Annotated in this window: 15 protein-coding genes and 1 tRNA gene; 9 read left to right on the top strand and 7 right to left on the bottom strand. The window is 63.0% G+C overall.

Going from position 1 to position 16,338, the window contains the following annotated elements; translation table 11 throughout:
• The first annotated feature begins 74 nt into the window (after positions 1 to 74).
• Positions 75 to 1,781, top strand: coding sequence for an adenylate/guanylate cyclase domain-containing protein (locus HAP54_RS01360; RefSeq protein WP_166298564.1), 1,707 nt, complete (start codon positions 75 to 77; stop codon positions 1,779 to 1,781).
• 335 nt (positions 1,782 to 2,116) lie between these two features.
• Here HAP54_RS01360 and rpoH read toward each other — a convergent pair whose 3' ends face one another.
• Together rpoH and HAP54_RS01350 are read right to left on the bottom strand one after the other, a co-directional pair.
• The gene (gene rpoH, locus HAP54_RS01355; RefSeq protein WP_029084390.1) at positions 2,117 to 3,013 is read right to left on the bottom strand and encodes an RNA polymerase sigma factor RpoH; all 897 of its coding nucleotides are present in this window, start codon (positions 3,011 to 3,013) and stop codon (positions 2,117 to 2,119) included.
• A gap of 217 nt (positions 3,014 to 3,230) precedes the next feature.
• Positions 3,231 to 4,211 (bottom strand): RluA family pseudouridine synthase, encoded by a 981-nt coding sequence (locus HAP54_RS01350; RefSeq protein WP_166307294.1) that lies wholly within the window; start codon positions 4,209 to 4,211, stop codon positions 3,231 to 3,233.
• Positions 4,212 to 4,261: 50 nt separating this feature from the next.
• Here HAP54_RS01350 and HAP54_RS01345 point away from each other — a divergent pair, with 50 nt between their 5' ends.
• From HAP54_RS01345 to HAP54_RS01335, 3 genes are all read left to right on the top strand, one after another.
• Positions 4,262 to 4,597: a hypothetical protein gene (locus tag HAP54_RS01345; protein ID WP_166298563.1), complete on the top strand. Its 336-nt coding sequence runs from the start codon at positions 4,262 to 4,264 to the stop codon at positions 4,595 to 4,597.
• A 127-nt stretch (positions 4,598 to 4,724) separates the two neighbouring features.
• The gene (locus tag HAP54_RS01340; protein WP_166298562.1) at positions 4,725 to 5,372 is read left to right on the top strand and encodes a ubiquinol-cytochrome c reductase iron-sulfur subunit; all 648 of its coding nucleotides are present in this window, start codon (positions 4,725 to 4,727) and stop codon (positions 5,370 to 5,372) included.
• A 66-nt stretch (positions 5,373 to 5,438) separates the two neighbouring features.
• A complete protein-coding gene (locus HAP54_RS01335; RefSeq protein WP_166298561.1) occupies positions 5,439 to 7,169 on the top strand; it encodes a methanol/ethanol family PQQ-dependent dehydrogenase in 1,731 nt (576 codons plus the stop codon).
• 188 nt (positions 7,170 to 7,357) lie between these two features.
• Here the strand turns inward: HAP54_RS01335 and HAP54_RS01330 are convergent, their stop codons facing one another.
• The 3 genes from HAP54_RS01330 to HAP54_RS01320 all read right to left on the bottom strand — a co-directional run bounded on the left by HAP54_RS01330 (position 7,358) and on the right by HAP54_RS01320 (position 10,536).
• A complete protein-coding gene (locus HAP54_RS01330; protein WP_166298560.1) occupies positions 7,358 to 7,627 on the bottom strand; it encodes a hypothetical protein in 270 nt (89 codons plus the stop codon).
• Between the two features lie 136 nt (positions 7,628 to 7,763).
• Positions 7,764 to 10,082 (bottom strand): xanthine dehydrogenase family protein molybdopterin-binding subunit, encoded by a 2,319-nt coding sequence (locus HAP54_RS01325; RefSeq protein ID WP_166298559.1) that lies wholly within the window; start codon positions 10,080 to 10,082, stop codon positions 7,764 to 7,766.
• A 1-nt stretch (position 10,083) separates the two neighbouring features.
• Complete coding sequence (locus tag HAP54_RS01320; RefSeq protein ID WP_166298558.1) at positions 10,084 to 10,536, bottom strand: (2Fe-2S)-binding protein; 453 nt, start codon at positions 10,534 to 10,536, stop codon at positions 10,084 to 10,086.
• A 505-nt stretch (positions 10,537 to 11,041) separates the two neighbouring features.
• Here HAP54_RS01320 and HAP54_RS01315 point away from each other — a divergent pair.
• From HAP54_RS01315 to tnpC, 5 genes are all read left to right on the top strand, one after another.
• A tRNA-Glu gene (locus tag HAP54_RS01315) sits at positions 11,042 to 11,116 on the top strand.
• 98 nt (positions 11,117 to 11,214) lie between these two features.
• Positions 11,215 to 11,718 (top strand): DUF6538 domain-containing protein, encoded by a 504-nt coding sequence (locus tag HAP54_RS01310; RefSeq protein ID WP_166298557.1) that lies wholly within the window; start codon positions 11,215 to 11,217, stop codon positions 11,716 to 11,718.
• Between the two features lie 79 nt (positions 11,719 to 11,797).
• Complete coding sequence (gene tnpA, locus HAP54_RS01305; RefSeq protein ID WP_166205731.1) at positions 11,798 to 12,244, top strand: IS66-like element accessory protein TnpA; 447 nt, start codon at positions 11,798 to 11,800, stop codon at positions 12,242 to 12,244.
• The gene (gene tnpB / locus HAP54_RS01300; protein WP_166205730.1) at positions 12,225 to 12,578 is read left to right on the top strand and encodes an IS66 family insertion sequence element accessory protein TnpB; all 354 of its coding nucleotides are present in this window, start codon (positions 12,225 to 12,227) and stop codon (positions 12,576 to 12,578) included. Before tnpA ends, tnpB begins: the two co-directional genes overlap by 20 nt.
• A 125-nt stretch (positions 12,579 to 12,703) precedes the next feature.
• Positions 12,704 to 14,305, top strand: a complete 1,602-nt coding sequence (gene tnpC, locus HAP54_RS01295; protein WP_166205729.1) for an IS66 family transposase — start codon at positions 12,704 to 12,706, stop codon at positions 14,303 to 14,305.
• 109 nt (positions 14,306 to 14,414) lie between these two features.
• On the opposite strand, the gene HAP54_RS01290 is transcribed toward tnpC, so the two are convergent.
• Together HAP54_RS01290 and HAP54_RS01285 are read right to left on the bottom strand one after the other, a co-directional pair.
• Positions 14,415 to 15,173 carry a hypothetical protein gene (locus tag HAP54_RS01290; protein WP_166298556.1) on the bottom strand — a complete coding sequence of 253 codons (759 nt, stop codon included), beginning with the start codon at positions 15,171 to 15,173 and terminating at the stop codon, positions 14,415 to 14,417.
• 4 nt (positions 15,174 to 15,177) lie between these two features.
• Positions 15,178 to 16,331, bottom strand: a protein-coding gene (locus tag HAP54_RS01285; RefSeq protein ID WP_166295259.1) for an IS3 family transposase whose coding sequence is annotated in 2 segments (ribosomal slippage) — positions 15,178 to 16,082 and positions 16,082 to 16,331 — 1,155 coding nt in all. Because the reading frame shifts where the segments join, the coding sequence is not laid out codon by codon here.
• Positions 16,332 to 16,338 lie beyond the last annotated feature (7 nt).

Genomic DNA, 16,338 nt, shown 5'->3' with positions numbered 1-16,338 from the left:
GCAGCTCATATTGGGGGCTCCCTGCCTAAGCCCAATTATGCGACCTACGTCATGCTCTGCCCGGACCCGCCCTAATGACGATCCGCAAGAAAATCTTTCTTCTCGCCGGGATTCTGCTTGCGCTGTTTGGCGTCGTGGTCGGCGTACTCGCCGTTATTCAAAAGCTGGACAGCGATCAAATAGGCAACATTGTCGAATACGAGTTGCCGCTGACGCGGCTGGTCGCAGAGATCGATGTCGATACCGACAGGTACGAACTCGGCATTTTGCGTGCGCTGCGCCTTGATCCCTTGAATCCTCCAGAACTCGCAGCGGCAATTTCCACCAAGCAGGCGATGACGGAGGAATTGCGCACCGACGTCGACAAGGCCACTGCGTTGCTCGCTAAGGCCATTCAAGACCCGAGCTACCAGACCACTGAACGCATCGAGCTGGCGCGCATAGAGGGATCGTTCAAATACCTCAGCCGCAGCCTCGAGGAATTTCTAGCCACCGGTGAGCTAACAATGGCGGCCCTAGCCGATGGCCGACGCGAGGATGCCCGGACGGCCTCACTTGGCTTCAGCAAGTTTGCACAAGCTTTCGGACCGGACCTGTCCGAGATTCGCCGTAGCCTTGCCAGTCTTACAGATCGGGCAACCCGCACTGTTCTCGCAAGACAACGGCTTAATACCTACTTGAGCTTTGGCCTGTTCTTGGCCGCCTGTGGAATCGGCCTCGGCATAAGCGCAGTGGGATCGGCCCGTGTGGTTGGAGGTTTGCGCCAGCTTGTGGTCCGCACCCGCGCAATCGAGTCCGGTACGGATTCGGAGCCGTTGTCGATTCTCACGCGCGACGAGGTTGGTGAACTCGCTCTATCGTTTAATCGCATGGTCGAGGAGCTTCGCTCGCGGGAGCGCATCAAGGATACGTTCGGCAAGTTTGTCGACCCACGCATCGTCACTCGTTTGATCGGCAGCGGAGCCGAACAGGCCGAGCGCCGCACGCTCACTATCTTCTTTTCCGATATCAAGGACTTCAGCGGCATCAGCGAGCAACTAACCGCCAGCGCCGTCGTCAACCTGCTGAACAGCTATTTCGGAACGGTCGCCGACGTTATTCATGCGCATCACGGCTTCATCGACAAATATATCGGCGACGCTGTCATGGCGTTCTGGGTCTCGCCTTTCTCTGCTGGCGACGATCATGCCAGCGATGCCTGCCTCGCGGCGCTTGCACAACAGGATGCGATCACCCTGCTTCGCGCCCAGTTGCCTGAGATCACCGGGATGCGACGCAATCCACCCAAACTTGCTATCCGTATGGGAATCGCCACCGGCGAAGCCGTGGTCGGGACCATTGGCTCGGATGCGGCGCGATCCTATACCGTGATCGGCGATACGGTGAACCTCGCCTCGCGTCTCGAGAGCATCAACAAACTCTATGGCACCTCGCTCATCCTCAGCGAGGAGACCTATCGAATGGCCCAACAAGTCGTTGAGGCACGCGAACTTGACCTCATCACTGTCGCCGGCAAGACCGAGCCGGTCCGTATCTTCGAAGCAATGGGTCGCGTTGGCGAGCTCGAGCCGGAGCGGATTCAGCTTCGCGAGATGTTCTCGGACGGTCTCGCCAGCTATCGCCGGCAGGATTGGGACGAGGCGCAGGGGTGCTTCGAAAGGTGCCTCCTCCATGATGCGGAGGATGGACCTTCGCGGCTATTTGTCGACCGCGTCTGCCAATTGCGCAGCATTCCGCCGCCAGCCGGTTGGGACGGGGTCTGGCATTTTTCCGAAAAATGACACCCTCGGTTAGATCAAAGGATCAAAGGGTTGTTGCGGTGGATGAGTCCGTTATTGGCCCTTTTCGGAAGTGCCGCGCTGGCTGTCGAAAGTCCGATGTCGGGGGTGGAGCGGACGTCACGATTGCGCGTTCTGACTTCCGAGTTTGACCCGAAGGCGACATGACGAAGTGCGCCTCGTTTGTCCGATCCCGAGGCTGATGCGGACATTCGTCGGCAGGCGGATCTATGGGTATACGTCCTGGATCGAGGTGCGTGCCGAGCACCACTTTGCAAACAACAAAAAAGCCGGCGTTGCCGCCGGCTTTCGTGTCTGTTGGCTCGCCCACCGCGCGCTTAGTGCGCGGCCTCGAGCGCTGCTTCCTGCCGGGCAATCGTGCCCTTGACGGCCGACTGCACCTTTTCGAACGCGCGGACCTCGATCTGCCGCACGCGCTCGCGCGACACGCCGAACTCGGCGGCGAGGTCTTCCAGCGTCATCGGCTCATCCGCCAGACGCCGCGCCTCGAAGATGCGGCGTTCGCGCGGGTTGAGCACACCGATCGCACCGTTCAGGGCCTGGCGGCGATGATCGAACTCCTCGCTCTCGGCCATCACGGCCTCGGCGTTGGGCGAGTTGTCGACCAGCCAGTCCTGCCATTCGCCGGCTTCGCCGTCGTCGCGGATCGGGGCGTTGAGCGACGCGTCACCGCCGAGGCGGCGGTTCATGTCGACCACGTCCTGATCGGTCACGCCGAGGCGCTTGGCAATCAGCTTCACCTGGTCGGGGTGGAGATCACCCTCTTCCAGAGCGGAGATCTTGCTCTTCGCCTTGCGCAGGTTGAAGAACAGCTTCTTCTGGTTCGCGGTGGTGCCCATCTTCACGAGCGACCAGGAACGCAGAATGTACTCTTGTATTGACGCCTTGATCCACCACATGGCGTAGGTGGCGAGACGGAAGCCCTTCTCGGGCTCGAATCGCTTCACCGCCTGCATCAGGCCGACATTGCCTTCCGAGACCACCTCGGAGATCGGCAAGCCGTAGCCGCGATAGCCCATGGCGATCTTGGCCACGAGCCTGAGATGGCTGGTGACGAGCTTATGCGCCGCGTCGCGATCGTCATGCTCGCGCCAACGCTTGGCGAGCATGTACTCCTGCTGGGGCTCCAGCATGGGGAACTTGCGGATCTCGGCGAGGTATCTGGAAAGACCGGACTCTCCATTGAGAACCGGTAAGGTAGCTGTACGGGCCATTACTTGCGCCCTCCAGTGGTTCAGGCCCCCGATAGCGGCGGGCCAGGCAGGTGGCCGCTGGGTTAAAGCCGGCCATGCTGCGATGTTCCGCGTTGGATATTCAACGCAGGTGCAACATACACCAAACTGTCCGTGATAGGGAAGGATTGCTGACGTCACGTCCCCGTGTGGCTGGTATAACCTATTGTCATAACGAGGCTTTTCATCGGGGGGTGCGTCATACCGCCGCTTCCAGCGCCCTTTGCAGGAGAAGCAAATCCTCCGGCAAAGGCTGTTCCCAGCGCAAAAGTTCCCCGGTCCGGGGGTGCTCCAAAGCCAGCAGATAGGCGTGCAGGGCCTGCCGGTCGAGGGCGGTGAGTGCGTCCTTACCTTCCGCGCTGAGCTGCCCGGCCTTGGTCTTGAAGTGGGCGCCGTAAACGCTGTCGCCCATCAGCGGATGGCCGAGATGGGCGAGGTGCACCCGGATCTGATGGGTCCGGCCGGTCTCGAGCTGGCAGGCCAGGAGCGAGGCGACCGGCTTGCCGTCGCGGCCGGCAAAGCTCCGCTGCACCTCGAAATGCGTGATCGCCTCGCGGCCGCTCTGACGGACGGCCATCTTCTCGCGGGCGTACGGATGGCGGTCGATCGGCGCGTCGATGGTGCCGTGGGGCCGGTTCGGCACGCCCCAGGCGAACGCCATGTAGCCGCGCTCCATCGGGCCGGTGCGGCCATGGTCGGCGAACTGCGCGGTCAGCGACTGATGGGCGTGGTCGTTCTTGGCCACCACCATCAGGCCCGTGGTGTCCTTGTCGAGCCGGTGCACGATGCCCGGCCGCTTGACCCCGCCGATACCGGACAGGCTGCTGCCGCAATGCGCGATCAGCGCGTTGACCAGCGTTCCCGTGGCGTGGCCGGCCGCGGGGTGCACGACCAGGCCGCGGGGCTTGTCGATGACGATGATGTCGTCGTCCTCGAACACGATATCGAGCGCGATGTCCTCGCCCTGGGGCTCGGCAGGCGCGGCCTCCGGCACGTCGATTATGATCGTATCGCCCTTGGCGACATGATAAGCGGGGTCGCGGACGATGGCGTCCTTGACGGTCACGGAACCGGCGAGGATCAGCGCCTTGAGCCGGGACCGCGACAGCTCCGGGGTGCGCTGCGCGAGCACGCGGTCAAGCCGGGCCGAGCCCTCGTCGCCCGCGACGATGACCTCCAGCTTCCGACCGCCATTCGAAGAGACGTGTTGCAAAGATATAGAGCCTTGTGATGACCGACACCGCTGTGACCGAACCGACCCCCGACCAGGCCGCGCTGATCGCGCGGGTGCGGCGCATGATGCTGATCGCGGGGCTGACCTCGGCACTGGCCGTGGCCGTCGTGTTGATCGCCATCGGCTACCGCCTTTATCGCAGCGAGGGAAGCCCTGTTTCGGTGTCCGACGTCACTGCTGCGCTGCCGAAGGGCGCCCGCATCGTCTCGACCGGCGTCGCCGGCGAGCGGTTGATGCTGACGCTTGATATAGGCGGTGCAACAGAGATTCGCACATTTGATGCAAAGACGCTGAAACCTGTCGGCAGGCTGACCTTCGTCAACGAACCCTGATCGACGCAACCGCGAAGCGGCGCAGCTAAATCAACCAAAAGCTGCAGCGTATTTTTTGCGCATGCGTTCGTGCATCGAGAAGGTGTGCCGCCATCTTTTCGGCTGAGTTGCACGCTCAGCTTGCGCCATGTCGGAGTCTAACCCCAGCGCTTCCGTCGAACAGACCAGTGAGTCCGATGCGTCGGGCTCGTGCGCCGACCCGACGCGCCGCGCGCTGATGACCGCGCTCGCGGGTTGCGCCTGCCTCGCCGCGATCGAGCCTGCATCCGCCGACGACGAAGATCAGCCTGGCGCCAGTGAGCGACCGCAAAAGGCCGACCTCCTGGTGCGCGCCGAAGGCGACAAGGCCGGCGAGGTCATCAAGTCGGATGATCTGACGCTCGGTGGACCGCCCATTCGCGCCTGGCCGAAGGATCCGAAATCCTCCGTCGTCCGCAAAGGTTCGCGGCTGAATGAGGTCGTGCTGGTCAAGCTCGATCCGAACGAACTGGACGATGCGACGCGTGCCCGCGCGCCTGACGGCATCGTCTGCTACTCCATCATCTGCTCGCATGCCGGATGTCCGATCACCGCCTGGGTGAAGGAAGAGCAGGGCGACAAGAACGTCCTGAAATGCCTCTGTCACAACTCCGAATACGATCCGCGGCAGAATGCGCAAGTCGTGTTCGGGCCGGCGCCACGTCGCCTCGCGGCATTGCCGCTGACGGTGGCCGACGGCGCGATCACGGTCGCAGCGCCATTCGTTGGGAAGGTGGGTGCTCAGCAAGGAGGATGAGGCCACACCGGGATTTCTGCATGACCTAAGCTGAAAAAACAAAACAGAGCAGGGAGGTAGCATCTCATGACAAGCAAGCAGTGGTTACTGTCGGGTTGCGTCGCATTCACGTGTCTCGTCTCGACCTGCGCCGTCGCAGGGCCGATCGAAAACTACAGTCCGGTGACGTCAGCGCGTCTCGAAAATCCCGAACCCGGCAACTGGATGCTCTATCGCCGGACCTATGACGGACAGGGTTATAGTCCGCTCAATCAGATCAACACTTCCAACGTCAAGGATCTCAAGCCGGTCTGGACTTTCTCCACCGGCGTCATCGAGGGCCATGAGGCGCCGCCGATCGTCAACAATGGCGTGATGTTCGCCGCGACCCCGATGGGACAGGTGATCGCACTCAACGCCAAGACCGGCGAGGAATATTGGCGCTACAAGCGCCAGCTTCCCGACGATCTGTTCCAGTTGCACCCGACCAGCCGTGGCGTCGGCCTGTGGCAGGACAAGGTCTACTTTGCCACGACCGACGACCACGTCGTCGCGCTCGATGCCAAGACCGGCAAGGTGGTCTGGGACACCAAGGTCCAGGATTACAAGAAGGGGCAATATTTGACGCTGATGCCGCTGGTGGTCGACGGCAAGGTGATCGTGGGCGGCTCCGGCGGCGAGTTCGGCGTGCGCGGCTATGTCGTCGCCTACGATGCCGACAGCGGCAAGGAGCTCTGGCGCACCTTCACCATCCCCGGCGAAGGCGAGCCCGGCCATGAGACCTGGACCGGCGACGACTGGAAGTCGGGCGGTGGATCGGCCTGGATGACCGGCGTCTACGACAGGGACAACAAGACGATCCTGTGGGGCGTCGGCAACGCCGCACCGTGGCCGGGCTCGGCTCACGCCGGCGACAACCTCTACACCAGCTCCGTGATCGGCCTCGATCCCGAGACCGGCAAGATCAAGAAGCACTTCCAGTATCACCAGAACGATTCCTGGGACTGGGACGAGGTCGATGCGCCGATGCTGGTCGACCTGCAGCGTGACGGACGTTCGTTCAAGAGCCTGATCCACCCGGGCCGCGACGCGATCTTCTGGGTGCTCGAGAACAAGCCCGACAAGATCAACTACGTGTCCGGCTGGCCGTTCGTGAAGACCAATGTCTGGAAAGGCATCGAGGCCGAGACCGGCCGGCCGATCGTCGATCCCGACCACAAGCCGGTGATCGGCAAGCGGGTCGAGTTCTGCCCGTCGCTGTGGGGCGGCAAGGATTGGCCGTCGGCGGCGTACAGCCAGAACACCAAGCTCGTCTATGTTCCCGCCAACGAGAATTTCTGCGGCGGCTTCACCGGCGAGAAGCAACCGCTGGTTCCTGGCCAGCTCTGGCTCGGCACCAAGCCGGAGGACATCGGACTGACGCCGGCACCGAACGCCGATCATTTCGGCGAGTTGCAGGCGTGGGATCCGGCCACCGGCAAGAAGGTCTGGCAGCACGACTTCAAGACCTCACAGCTGTTCGGCTCGGTGACGGCGACCGCCGGCGACCTCGTTCTGGCCGGCGGCACCAACGACCGGATGTTCCGCATCTTCAATGCCAAGACCGGCGAGCTGTTGTGGGAGCAGAAGACCAACTCCGGCATCATGGCGATGCCGATGTCCTATGAGGTCGATGGAACGCAATACATCGCGGTCCAGTCGGGCTGGGGCGTCGACGCGCAGCGCATCCAGGACGCGCTTGCCGGCAAGGTCGCGGGCTTCGAGAACAACGTGCCGCAAGGTGGCGTGATCTGGGTGTTCGCGCTCAACAAGAAGTAAGGCGCGCGACCAGAGCTTCGGTTCTGATCAGAACCGAAGCTCTGGCTTTCTGTTTTGACGCGTTTTCTTCACGCGAACCGGTGTCCACTTCGCTCGAAAACGCTTTAGCAGACAGGGGGCGATGCGATCGGGAAGCGGCGGCTGGGGAGACCGCCGCTTCCCGGTCCGCTTCCCGCTGCTTGTTCCCGCTATTTGCCCTTGGTGTCGACCTTCTGCTTCTCGTCCTCATTCATTTTCTTGATCATCGGGTCACGGCTGGCCTCGCCGGTGGCTTGGCCGGTGGTCGCCGGCGGGGCGTTGCTCGGAACCGAGGTCTGGTCGGGCAGCACCTTGGCCGGCCGCGTCGCTGTGCTTGGCGGCGCAGCGGTCTGCGCGAGCGCTGTCTGCGTCGCAAAAAGAAAAGCGCCCGCGGCCACGGTTGCCGCGAGCGCTTGAAACTTCACGGGTGGGGTTTTCATCGGTCTGCTCCTCTAAAGCGCGATCTTCATCGCGCTTTAGCTGTTTGTTGGGGCATGATCTTTTCGGAAAACCGCTTCGCACTTTTCCGGATCATGCCTCAGATCGATGAGAACTTCCCGTCTTGCCTAACGTTCCTCAGGTCTCCAGCTGCTTGCCGATCGGAAGGGCGCGGATGCGCTTTCCGGTTGCGGCGAAGATCGCGTTGATCAATGCCGGTGCAAATGGCGGCACGCCGGGCTCGCCGACGCCGCTCGGCGGGGTGTCCGGACCGGGCGGCACGATGTGGACGTTGGTGATCGCAGGCGACTCGTCCATCCGGATCACCGGGAAGTCGTCGAAATTGCTCTGCTGCACCTTGCCGTCCTTGAAGGTGATCTCGCCGTATTTGGCGAGGCTCAGCCCCATGATCGCGGCGCCTTCGATCTGCGAGTGGATCCGCTCCGGATTGACGTAGGTGCCGCAATCGATCGCGGTGTCGACCCGCGGCACCGTGAACTTGCCCTTGTCGTCGATCGCCACCTCGACGATGGTCGCGATGTAGCTGACGAAGGAGCGGTGCACCGCGATGCCGAGACCGTGGCCTTTGGGCACGCTGCGTCCCCACTCGCCCTTTTCCGCGACCAGTTCGACCACCTTGCGGAGCCGCGCGGTGTCGATCGGGTAGCTGTCATAGGGCTCGCCGTAGTTCCAGAGGTCCTTCACCGAATCGAGTTTGACGATCCGGGGGCTCCCGATCAGCTCCAGCAGCATGTCCTTCGGGTCGCGCCCCGTCGCCTGCGCGATCTCCGCCACCATGGATTGCACCGCGAAGGCGCGCGGGATGTTGGAGACCGAGCGGAACCAGCCGATACGCGTGAACGCGGCGGCTTCCGGGTTCTCGCACTGGATGTTGGCGATCTCGAACGGCATGTCGACCAGCCCCATCCCGAGTTCGAACGCCGCCTCGTGATTGGCGCCGGCGGCGAAGGTCGAGGCGATGGTCGGCGCCACGCTGCGGTGCCGCCACGCAGTCACCTTGCCGCTCTTGTCGAGGCCAGCCTCGATACGTTCGACCGAGACCGTGTGCAGGAAACCGTTGTGGACGTCGTCCTCACGGGTCCATTGCACCTTGACCGGCGCGCCGAGTTCCTTCGACAGCAGTGCCGCCTCGAGCGCGAAGTCGCATTTCGACTTGCGGCCGAAGCCGCCGCCGAGCAGCGTCACGTTAACGGTGACATTGTCCTCGGGGATGCCGAGCGTCTTGGCGACGTCCTCGCGGGTGCCGCCGGGGCTCTGCACCGGCGCCCAGATCTGGGCCTTGTCGCCCTTGACGTCGGCAACCGCGACCGGCGGCTCCATGCTGACATGGGCGAGATGCGGCAGATAATATTCGCCGGTTATCACCTTGTCGGCGCTCTTCAGGGCAGCATCGACGTCGCCCTCCTTGCGCACCACGGGGCCGGGTTTTCGCGCGGCTTCCTCGAGCGAGGCACGATAGGTGACGGAGTCGTACTTGGCATTGGCGCCGTCGTCCCAGACGATTTTCAGCTGGTCGCGGCCCTTGATCGCGGCGCCGGTGTTGCGCGCGATCACAGCCACGCCGCCGAGCGGCTGGAACTTGGACGGCCACGGCCAGCCCTTGACCTCCATCACCTTCTCGACGCCGGGGATCTTCATCGCCGCGCTGTCGTCGAACGATTTGAGCTTGCCGCCGGTGACCGGCGGACGGGCGATCACCGCGTATTTCAGGCCGGGCAGCCGGATATCGGCGCCGTAATGCGCCTTGCCGGTGGTGATGTCGTGCAGGTCGACGATCGAGACCTGGCCCTTGCCGAGATAGCGGAAGTCCTTCGGATCCTTCAGCTTGAGGCCCTCGATGCTCGGCACCGACTGCTTGGCGGCGTCGGCCGCGAGCTCGCCGAAGCCGACCTTGCGCCCGCTCGCGCTGTGGACGACTTCGTGGTTCTGCGCCTTCACCTCGGTCACCGGCACGCCCCATTTCTTGGCGGCGGCGGCTTCCAGCATCGAGCGTGCCGAGGCGCCGATCTGGCGCATCGGGATGAGATAGTGCCGCGTGCTGCGCGACCCGTCGGTGTCCTGATTGCCGAACTTGACCTCGTCGCCATGCGCCTGCTGGACATGGACGCGCGACCAGTCGGCCTCCATCTCCTCGGCGACGATCAGGGGCAGGCTGGTGCGGACGCCGGTGCCCATCTCGGAGCGGTGTGCCACGATGGTGACGATGCCGTCGGGGGCGATCGCGACGAACACGCGCGGGTCGACCACGACGCCATGCGGCATCTTGCCGGCGCCGGTCTCATAGGCGGCGAACGCCTGGCGCGTCATCACGGGCGCGGCGAGCACGAAAGAGCCGGCGATGCCGAGACCCTTGAGGATGCTGCGGCGCGAAACGTTCTCGACCTTCACGTGCTTCTCGAAGCCGCGAAGCTTACCCGGATTGGTGCGAATGTTCATGTCACACCCCCGTCGATGCGAGGTGCACGGCATTCTCGATCCGCTGATAGCAGCCGCAGCGGCAGATATTGCCCGCCATGGCTTCGCGGATCTGGTCGTGGTTGGGCTTCGGGTTCTGGTCCAGCAGCGCTGCGGCCTGCATGATCTGGCCGGCCTGGCAGAAGCCGCACTGCGGAACATTGACCTGGCGCCATGCCTTCTGCACCGGATGATCGCCGGTCGGGTGCAGGCCCTCGATGGTGGTGACCTCGCGGCCGACGACGTCGGAGACCGAGGTGATGCAGGCGCGCACCGCCTCCTTGTCGACGATCACGGTGCAGGCGCCGCACAGCGCCTGGCCGCAGCCGTACTTGCTACCGGTGAGGCCGGCTTCGTCACGGAGATACCAGAGTAGCGAAAGGTCGGGGTCGCCATCCCAATTCTGTTCCTGGCCGTTGATTTTTAGCTTGATCATGGTCTGTCCTCGCTCTGCTTAAGCTATTGACCGATGCGGGCAGGGCGGAACGTCTTCCATGGCCTGCGGCCGCGATGATGTTTGTTTGCCAAGATGTTGGTGAGCCAAATTGCCGTACGCCAAGGATTTGCGCTTTGTTCCAAGCACTCCTCTTGCTTCTCGAGCGCCTTGCCGGGCGCGCAGCGTGGTGAATGGCTGCGATGTTAGCAGAGCCGGGCGCCGCGTGACTTCACAGGCAAGTGTTTTGCATTTCCATTTGGCGAAAGCAGGGCCGTGCACGATGGAGACGTGACATCCGGAGGTGGCCGTCATGCGATCGGCGCGGCCGCATCGCTGGGTCTGTGCAGGCGAGCCGCGCCGGGGTCCCTCATGGCAGGGCGGTTTGGGGCTGCTTCCGCGGGAAATAGCGGCCCGGCGCGTAAAGTATGGCCGACAAAATCCCCACCGCAATGCACAAGCCATCTTGCGGCAGGCCGATTTCAAGGCTATTGCCTTCCCCCTCAACGCTCCCTTCGTCTAGCGGTTAGGACGCGGCCCTCTCAAGGCTGAAACAGGGGTTCGATTCCCCTAGGGAGCGCCAGCAGCATCAGAAGACCCGATAATCCAAGAACATCGCACAAATACTGGCTTTGTCTGCTTCCGACTGGTAGCAAACGCTGGTAGTTTTCGATGAACGCAATGCCCTATCTGATCAAGAACTCCGCGCACGTTTGGTGCGTTCAGCGCAAGGTTCCCGAGAGGCTCCAAGCCGCCGTTGCGCGCATCCTTGGCGGGAAGAAGCCGACCCAAGCGTACCTCAAGAAATCTCTGGGAACGAAGGATCGTCGCGAGGCGACACGGCGAGCCCCTCACGCGCTTGCCGACATAGACCGCACACTCAGAGAAGCCGAGGCTCTTGTAACGCAGCCCACGTCGAAGGCTGCACTCCGCGCTAGCCTCACTGATACTGAAATCAAGAGAATGGCGGAGTACGTCTATGCGAAGGCTCTCGCATGGGACGAGCGTACTCGATATGGCCGTGACGAACTCAAGCGTATGGAAGCGGATCACATCCGGCTTGAGGGGCGTCCGCTGACTGGGCCTTGGGCATTTCCCTATGAGACCCTTCCTGCTCACGGTCTATCGCCTGCTCAGCTTGCTGAGAACCGCAAACAGCTCGCCGCCATCGCTGACTTACCGTAAGCGCTCCTTTCTACGCACCTATGCAGTTGAGCGCGGGGATGGGATGAGGTGTCCACCATGAGCGAGGTGGACACGATCGATGATCACTCCAGAAGAACCTTTGAGACTTGAGACGGTCGGCGTGTTGCGCAATGGCCGGCGTCGCTATGATCCGGCCAGCAAACAGCGGCTGGTCGAGGCCTGTCTGCAGTCTGGCGTGTCGCTGGCGGGGCTTGCGCTGCAACACGGCGTGAACGCGAACCTGCTGCGCAAGTGGGTGGCCAAGCGACAACTTCAGAACGGGGATGGCCAGCCGGAGGCGCGGGCGCCGATTGCGCCAGCCTTTATTCCGGTTCGCGCGCCGTCGCCGTCGCCAACTCGATCTGCTGGCGCGATTGCGGTTTGCGCGACGGAGCGATCCTGTGCAGGGCGGCTGACGGCATCGATGCCCAACGGCGTGACGCTTTCGCTGGAAGGCGGCGACGCGCAGTTGCTGTCGGCGGTGATTGAAGCGCTGGGGCGTTGCGATGTTCCGACTGGCGTCTGATCTTCGGGTCTACCTTCACCGCGAACCGATTGACTTCCGGGCGGGCATCAACAGCCTGGCGATCGTGGTCGAGCAGTCGATGGGGCTGGATCCGTTCCAGCGCGCGGTGTTCGCGTTCTGCAATCGTCGCCGCGACCGGATCAAGCTGCTGATTTATGATCGGTCAGGATTTTGGATGCTGCTGAAGCGGCTGGAGGCCGACAGATTCCACTGGCCCCGAAGTCAGGAGGCGGTGCTGACGCTGACGACGGAGGAGCTGCACTGGCTGCTTGACGGCATCAACATCGCGGCGGTGCGTCGTCATCCGGTGCGGCAATATCAGAGCGTGGGCTGAGCGTGTTCGATGCGGGCGGCGTCATCGGGCTTCGGCATGGCCGTTCTCAGATGACGCGGCCGAAGACATGACGAAGACATGGGAGCCCGGTTGACGCGGCGGCATGACTTCGATTCAAGACTCCGATGAGTCGCAAGCCCACGACGCACGAACTGGAAGCCTTGATCGCGGCGCACGCGGCCGAGATCGCGGCGCTGAAGGCCGAAAACGAGAAACTCGCACAACGCGTGCTGCATCTAGAGGAGCAGTTGCGCCTGGAGCGCCTGCACCGGTATGCGCCGAAGAGCGAAAAGCTCAAGGAGCGCATCTTCAACGAAGCCGAGCAGGCCGCCGCTGAAAGCCGGGACGACGACGATGTCGAGGCGGTCGCCGTGCCGGACACGGGATTGCCGGAGGCTCCAAAGCCGGCGCCGAAGGCACGCGGCCGCAAGCCGCTGCCTGACGATCTGCCGCGCCAACGCGTCGAACACGATCTGGGTGAGGATCAAAAGGACTGTCCGTGCTGCCATAATCGGATGCATCGGATGGGCGAGACCGTCACCGAGCAGTTGCACGTCGAGGTCAAGGCGTCGGTGCTGCAACATGTGCGGTTCAAATATGCCTGCCGTCACTGCGAGCGCACCGCGCTGAACACCCCGATTGTGACCGCGCCGATGCCGGCGCAGCCGCTGCCGGGTAGCGTCGCCACGCCATCGACGCTGGCGCTGGTGCTCGCCAACAAATACGTCGACGGCACGCCGCTGTACCGTGTGGCGGACGCGCTGGGGCGCGCCGACGTCAGCATCAGCCGCGGGACGCTGGGCAACTGGGTGATCCGGGCGAGCGAGTTGCATCTGCATCGGGTCTATGACGCGCTACAGCAAAAGCTCATGTCGCAGCCCCTGGTCCACGGCGACGAAACCTGGGTCCAGGTTCTTAAAGAGGACGGCCGTGATGCGCAGGCCAAATCCTTCATGTGGGCCTATCGCAGCGGCCAGGACTGCGCGCAGCCGGTCGTGCTGTTCGATTACCAGCCCGGTCGCGGCCAGCAACATCCTCAGGCCTTCCTGGCCGGCTATCGCGGCTTGTTGATGAGCGACGGCTATGACGCCTGGCGCACGCTGACAGGCGCGACCCATCTCGGCTGTATGGCGCATGCGCGCAGGAAATTTACCGATGCGCTCAAGGCCAGGACAAAGCCTGGCGGTCCGCCATTGCAGGCGCTCAAGTTCTTCGAGGCGTTGTACGAGGTCGAGAGGGTGGCGCGCCAGACGCCGCCCGACGGCGAAACGCGCGCCGCATACACCTTGCGGCTGCGCCAGCAGCATAGCCTGCCGGTATTGGCCGCCTTCCGGACCTGGCTCGACGACCAGGCGCCGAAGGTGCTACCCGAAAGCTTGACCGGCAAGGCGATCGCCTATGCACGCAACCAATGGGATTATCTGACCCGTTACACCAGTGACGGTCTCGCCCCGATCGATAACAATGTTCTGGAGCGCGACATCAGGCCGTTTTGCACCGGACGAAAAAGTTGGCTGTTCAGCGACACCGTTGCCGGCGCCAAGGCAAGCGCCGTGATCTACAGTTTGGTGCTGACATGCCGGGCATGCGGCGTCGATCCCTATGCATGGCTACGTCACGCGCTCACCGAATTGCCCCAACGCGCGCCAGACGCCGATATCGAAGATCTGTTGCCGTTCAATTGCACCGCTCAAAAAAACCTGCCAGCTGACAACGACAGCGGCTGACCGTCAAACGCTCAGGATCAATCAAGCCGTTCCGATGATCCCGCTGGGCCCCGGCGCCACGCGACGCCGCGGCCAGCCGCGCGCGCAGCCTGTGCAGTAAAATGCGCGCTTACGACTTACCGATACGTTCGGTACGCGCCACGTGGAGCGTCACGTTGCTGTAGTCGCGAACACCTTTTGGGGTTGGAATGATGTCCGCACGGTCCTCCATTAAGTCATACATCAGGTCGACGCCGGCTGTTGCGTCCAGCACGACTGGCCCGGGCAGCTCCAACGGCACGGTTAAGGCTGAAGAGTTGAGAGAGTGCTGGACGCCCTGCAGAGTCATGAAGGCGTACTGATCCAATAGGGCCTCCGCGGACGCCAGCGTCTTGTCAAAACGTTGAGCTAACCTCTGACGCTCGTTCTCGTCGTCCTTGCCGTTGATCTTGTCGTATCGAAGATTGCGCATGTCGGCGCGTAGCGCAGTGAGGTCGGCATTAGCCGGGCTGGACCCAGCCTCCCATGCGAGTGCCGTGCCTAAACCGAAGCCATCATTGGCCGCGGCATGGGACAGCATGCTCTCGCGCAGCGTCTCTAAAGCTTCAACCTCAATTGGGTGAGACAGGCGCATTTCTTGCGTAATGTGCCCAATTGTGCGGCTTAGCTCGTCGAGCTTTAGCTGGCTGTGTTCCACGACGTTGGCCAACGCTTCGTCAACGATTGTGAGGAGACGTCTTCCACCTTGCCAATGCGTCAGGTTATGCCACCGGTCTGCACTAAAACCCGAGAGCGTCTTCTTAGCGCTCGTGTAAGCCGCGTGCGTGATAACAACTACGTCGCTTGCCCGTAATTGCTCGGGATGAGCTGCTGCCGGTTTGATGGACACCCGCTTAAGCTAATCCCACCTTGCGCTCGAACTCAACCGGGCTGAGATAGCCGATGGTCGAGTGCCTGCGGGTCGTGTTGTAAAATCGTTCGATGTAGTCGAACACATCGGCGCGTGCCTCATCTCTGGTTTGATAAATCTTGTTGGCCGTACGCTCGGTCTTGAGCGAGGAGAAGAAGCTCTCCATCGCCGCGTTGTCCCAGACGTTGCCGGAGCGGCTCATGCTGCAAACGATGCCGTGGTCGGCCATCAGGCGCTGGAACTGCTCGCTGGTGTACTGGCTGCCCTGGTCGGAGTGATGCAACAGCGCATCCGGCTTGCCGCGCCGCCAGACGGCCATCAACAATGCGTCCGTCACGAGCTGTGCCGTCATGGAGGCACTCATCGACCAGCCCACCACGCGGCGTGAGAACAGGTCGATCACCGCTGCGACATAGAGCCAGCCTTCGGCCGTCCAGAGATAGGTGAAGTCGGCGATCCACTTCTGGTTCGGCCGCTCGGCGGCGAACTGCCGGTCAAGGAGGTTCGCCGGTACGGTCTCGAGCTGTCGATCGCCGCTGTCCTTCGGTAAGCGCCGACGTCGCGGCCGCGCCCGCAAGCCTTGCAGGCGCATCAGCCGCTCAATCCGGTGCAGGCCGCAATCCGCCCCGTCGGCGAGCAGGTCACGCCACACCCGGCGTGCGCCATAGGTGCGGTCGCTGGCGGCGAAGCTGGCCTTGACCTTGCCGCCGAGCTCCTCGTCGCTGCGGGATCTGGCGCTGGGAGAGCGGTTCAGCCAGGCATGGAAGCCCGACCGCGACACTCCCAGCGCATCGCATAGCCATGCCACCGGCCAGATCGTCCGGTGCTTCGCGACGAAGGCGAACTTCATGTCGCTTCCTTCGCGAAGTAGGCTGCGGCCTTTTTTAGGATATCCCGCTCGGCCTTCAGCTTGGCGACCTCACGGCGCAGCCGCTCGATCTCCTGCTGCTCCGGCTTCATCTGCCCGTGGCCGGGAAAGGCTTGCGCCGGGTCGGAGCCCAACTCCTTCACCCATTTGCGGAGAACATTCTCATGAACATCCAGGTCACGGCCAGCTTGCGCCACCGACACCCCACGTTCCCGCACCAGCTTGACCGCCTCGACCTTGAACTCGCGGCTGAACTTCCGTCTTTTCATCGCCACC

Source organism: Bradyrhizobium sp. 2S1 (genome assembly GCF_011516625.5).
GTDB classification, from domain to species: Bacteria; Pseudomonadota; Alphaproteobacteria; order Rhizobiales; family Xanthobacteraceae; genus Bradyrhizobium; species Bradyrhizobium septentrionale.
Note: the sequence above shows the minus strand (reverse complement) of the source record. Positions and strands in the feature narration are given on the sequence as shown.

What these genes read in the sequence shown, in the direction of transcription:
- rpoH (WP_029084390.1), bottom strand. Translation starts at nt 3,013, where the DNA reads ATGGCCCGTACAGCTACCTTACCGGTTCTCAATGGAGAGTCCGGTCTT.
- tnpA (WP_166205731.1), top strand. Translation starts at nt 11,798, where the DNA reads ATGATCACTCCAGAAGAACCTTTGAGACTTGAGACGGTCGGCGTGTTG.
- HAP54_RS01345 (WP_166298563.1), top strand. Translation starts at nt 4,262, where the DNA reads ATGACCGACACCGCTGTGACCGAACCGACCCCCGACCAGGCCGCGCTG.
- HAP54_RS01330 (WP_166298560.1), bottom strand. Translation starts at nt 7,627, where the DNA reads ATGAAAACCCCACCCGTGAAGTTTCAAGCGCTCGCGGCAACCGTGGCC.
- HAP54_RS01360 (WP_166298564.1), top strand. Translation starts at nt 75, where the DNA reads ATGACGATCCGCAAGAAAATCTTTCTTCTCGCCGGGATTCTGCTTGCG.
- HAP54_RS01340 (WP_166298562.1), top strand. Translation starts at nt 4,725, where the DNA reads ATGTCGGAGTCTAACCCCAGCGCTTCCGTCGAACAGACCAGTGAGTCC.
- tnpC (WP_166205729.1), top strand. Translation starts at nt 12,704, where the DNA reads ATGAGTCGCAAGCCCACGACGCACGAACTGGAAGCCTTGATCGCGGCG.
- HAP54_RS01335 (WP_166298561.1), top strand. Translation starts at nt 5,439, where the DNA reads ATGACAAGCAAGCAGTGGTTACTGTCGGGTTGCGTCGCATTCACGTGT.
- HAP54_RS01325 (WP_166298559.1), bottom strand. Translation starts at nt 10,082, where the DNA reads ATGAACATTCGCACCAATCCGGGTAAGCTTCGCGGCTTCGAGAAGCAC.
- HAP54_RS01310 (WP_166298557.1), top strand. Translation starts at nt 11,215, where the DNA reads ATGCCCTATCTGATCAAGAACTCCGCGCACGTTTGGTGCGTTCAGCGC.
- tnpB (WP_166205730.1), top strand. Translation starts at nt 12,225, where the DNA reads ATGTTCCGACTGGCGTCTGATCTTCGGGTCTACCTTCACCGCGAACCG.
- HAP54_RS01320 (WP_166298558.1), bottom strand. Translation starts at nt 10,536, where the DNA reads ATGATCAAGCTAAAAATCAACGGCCAGGAACAGAATTGGGATGGCGAC.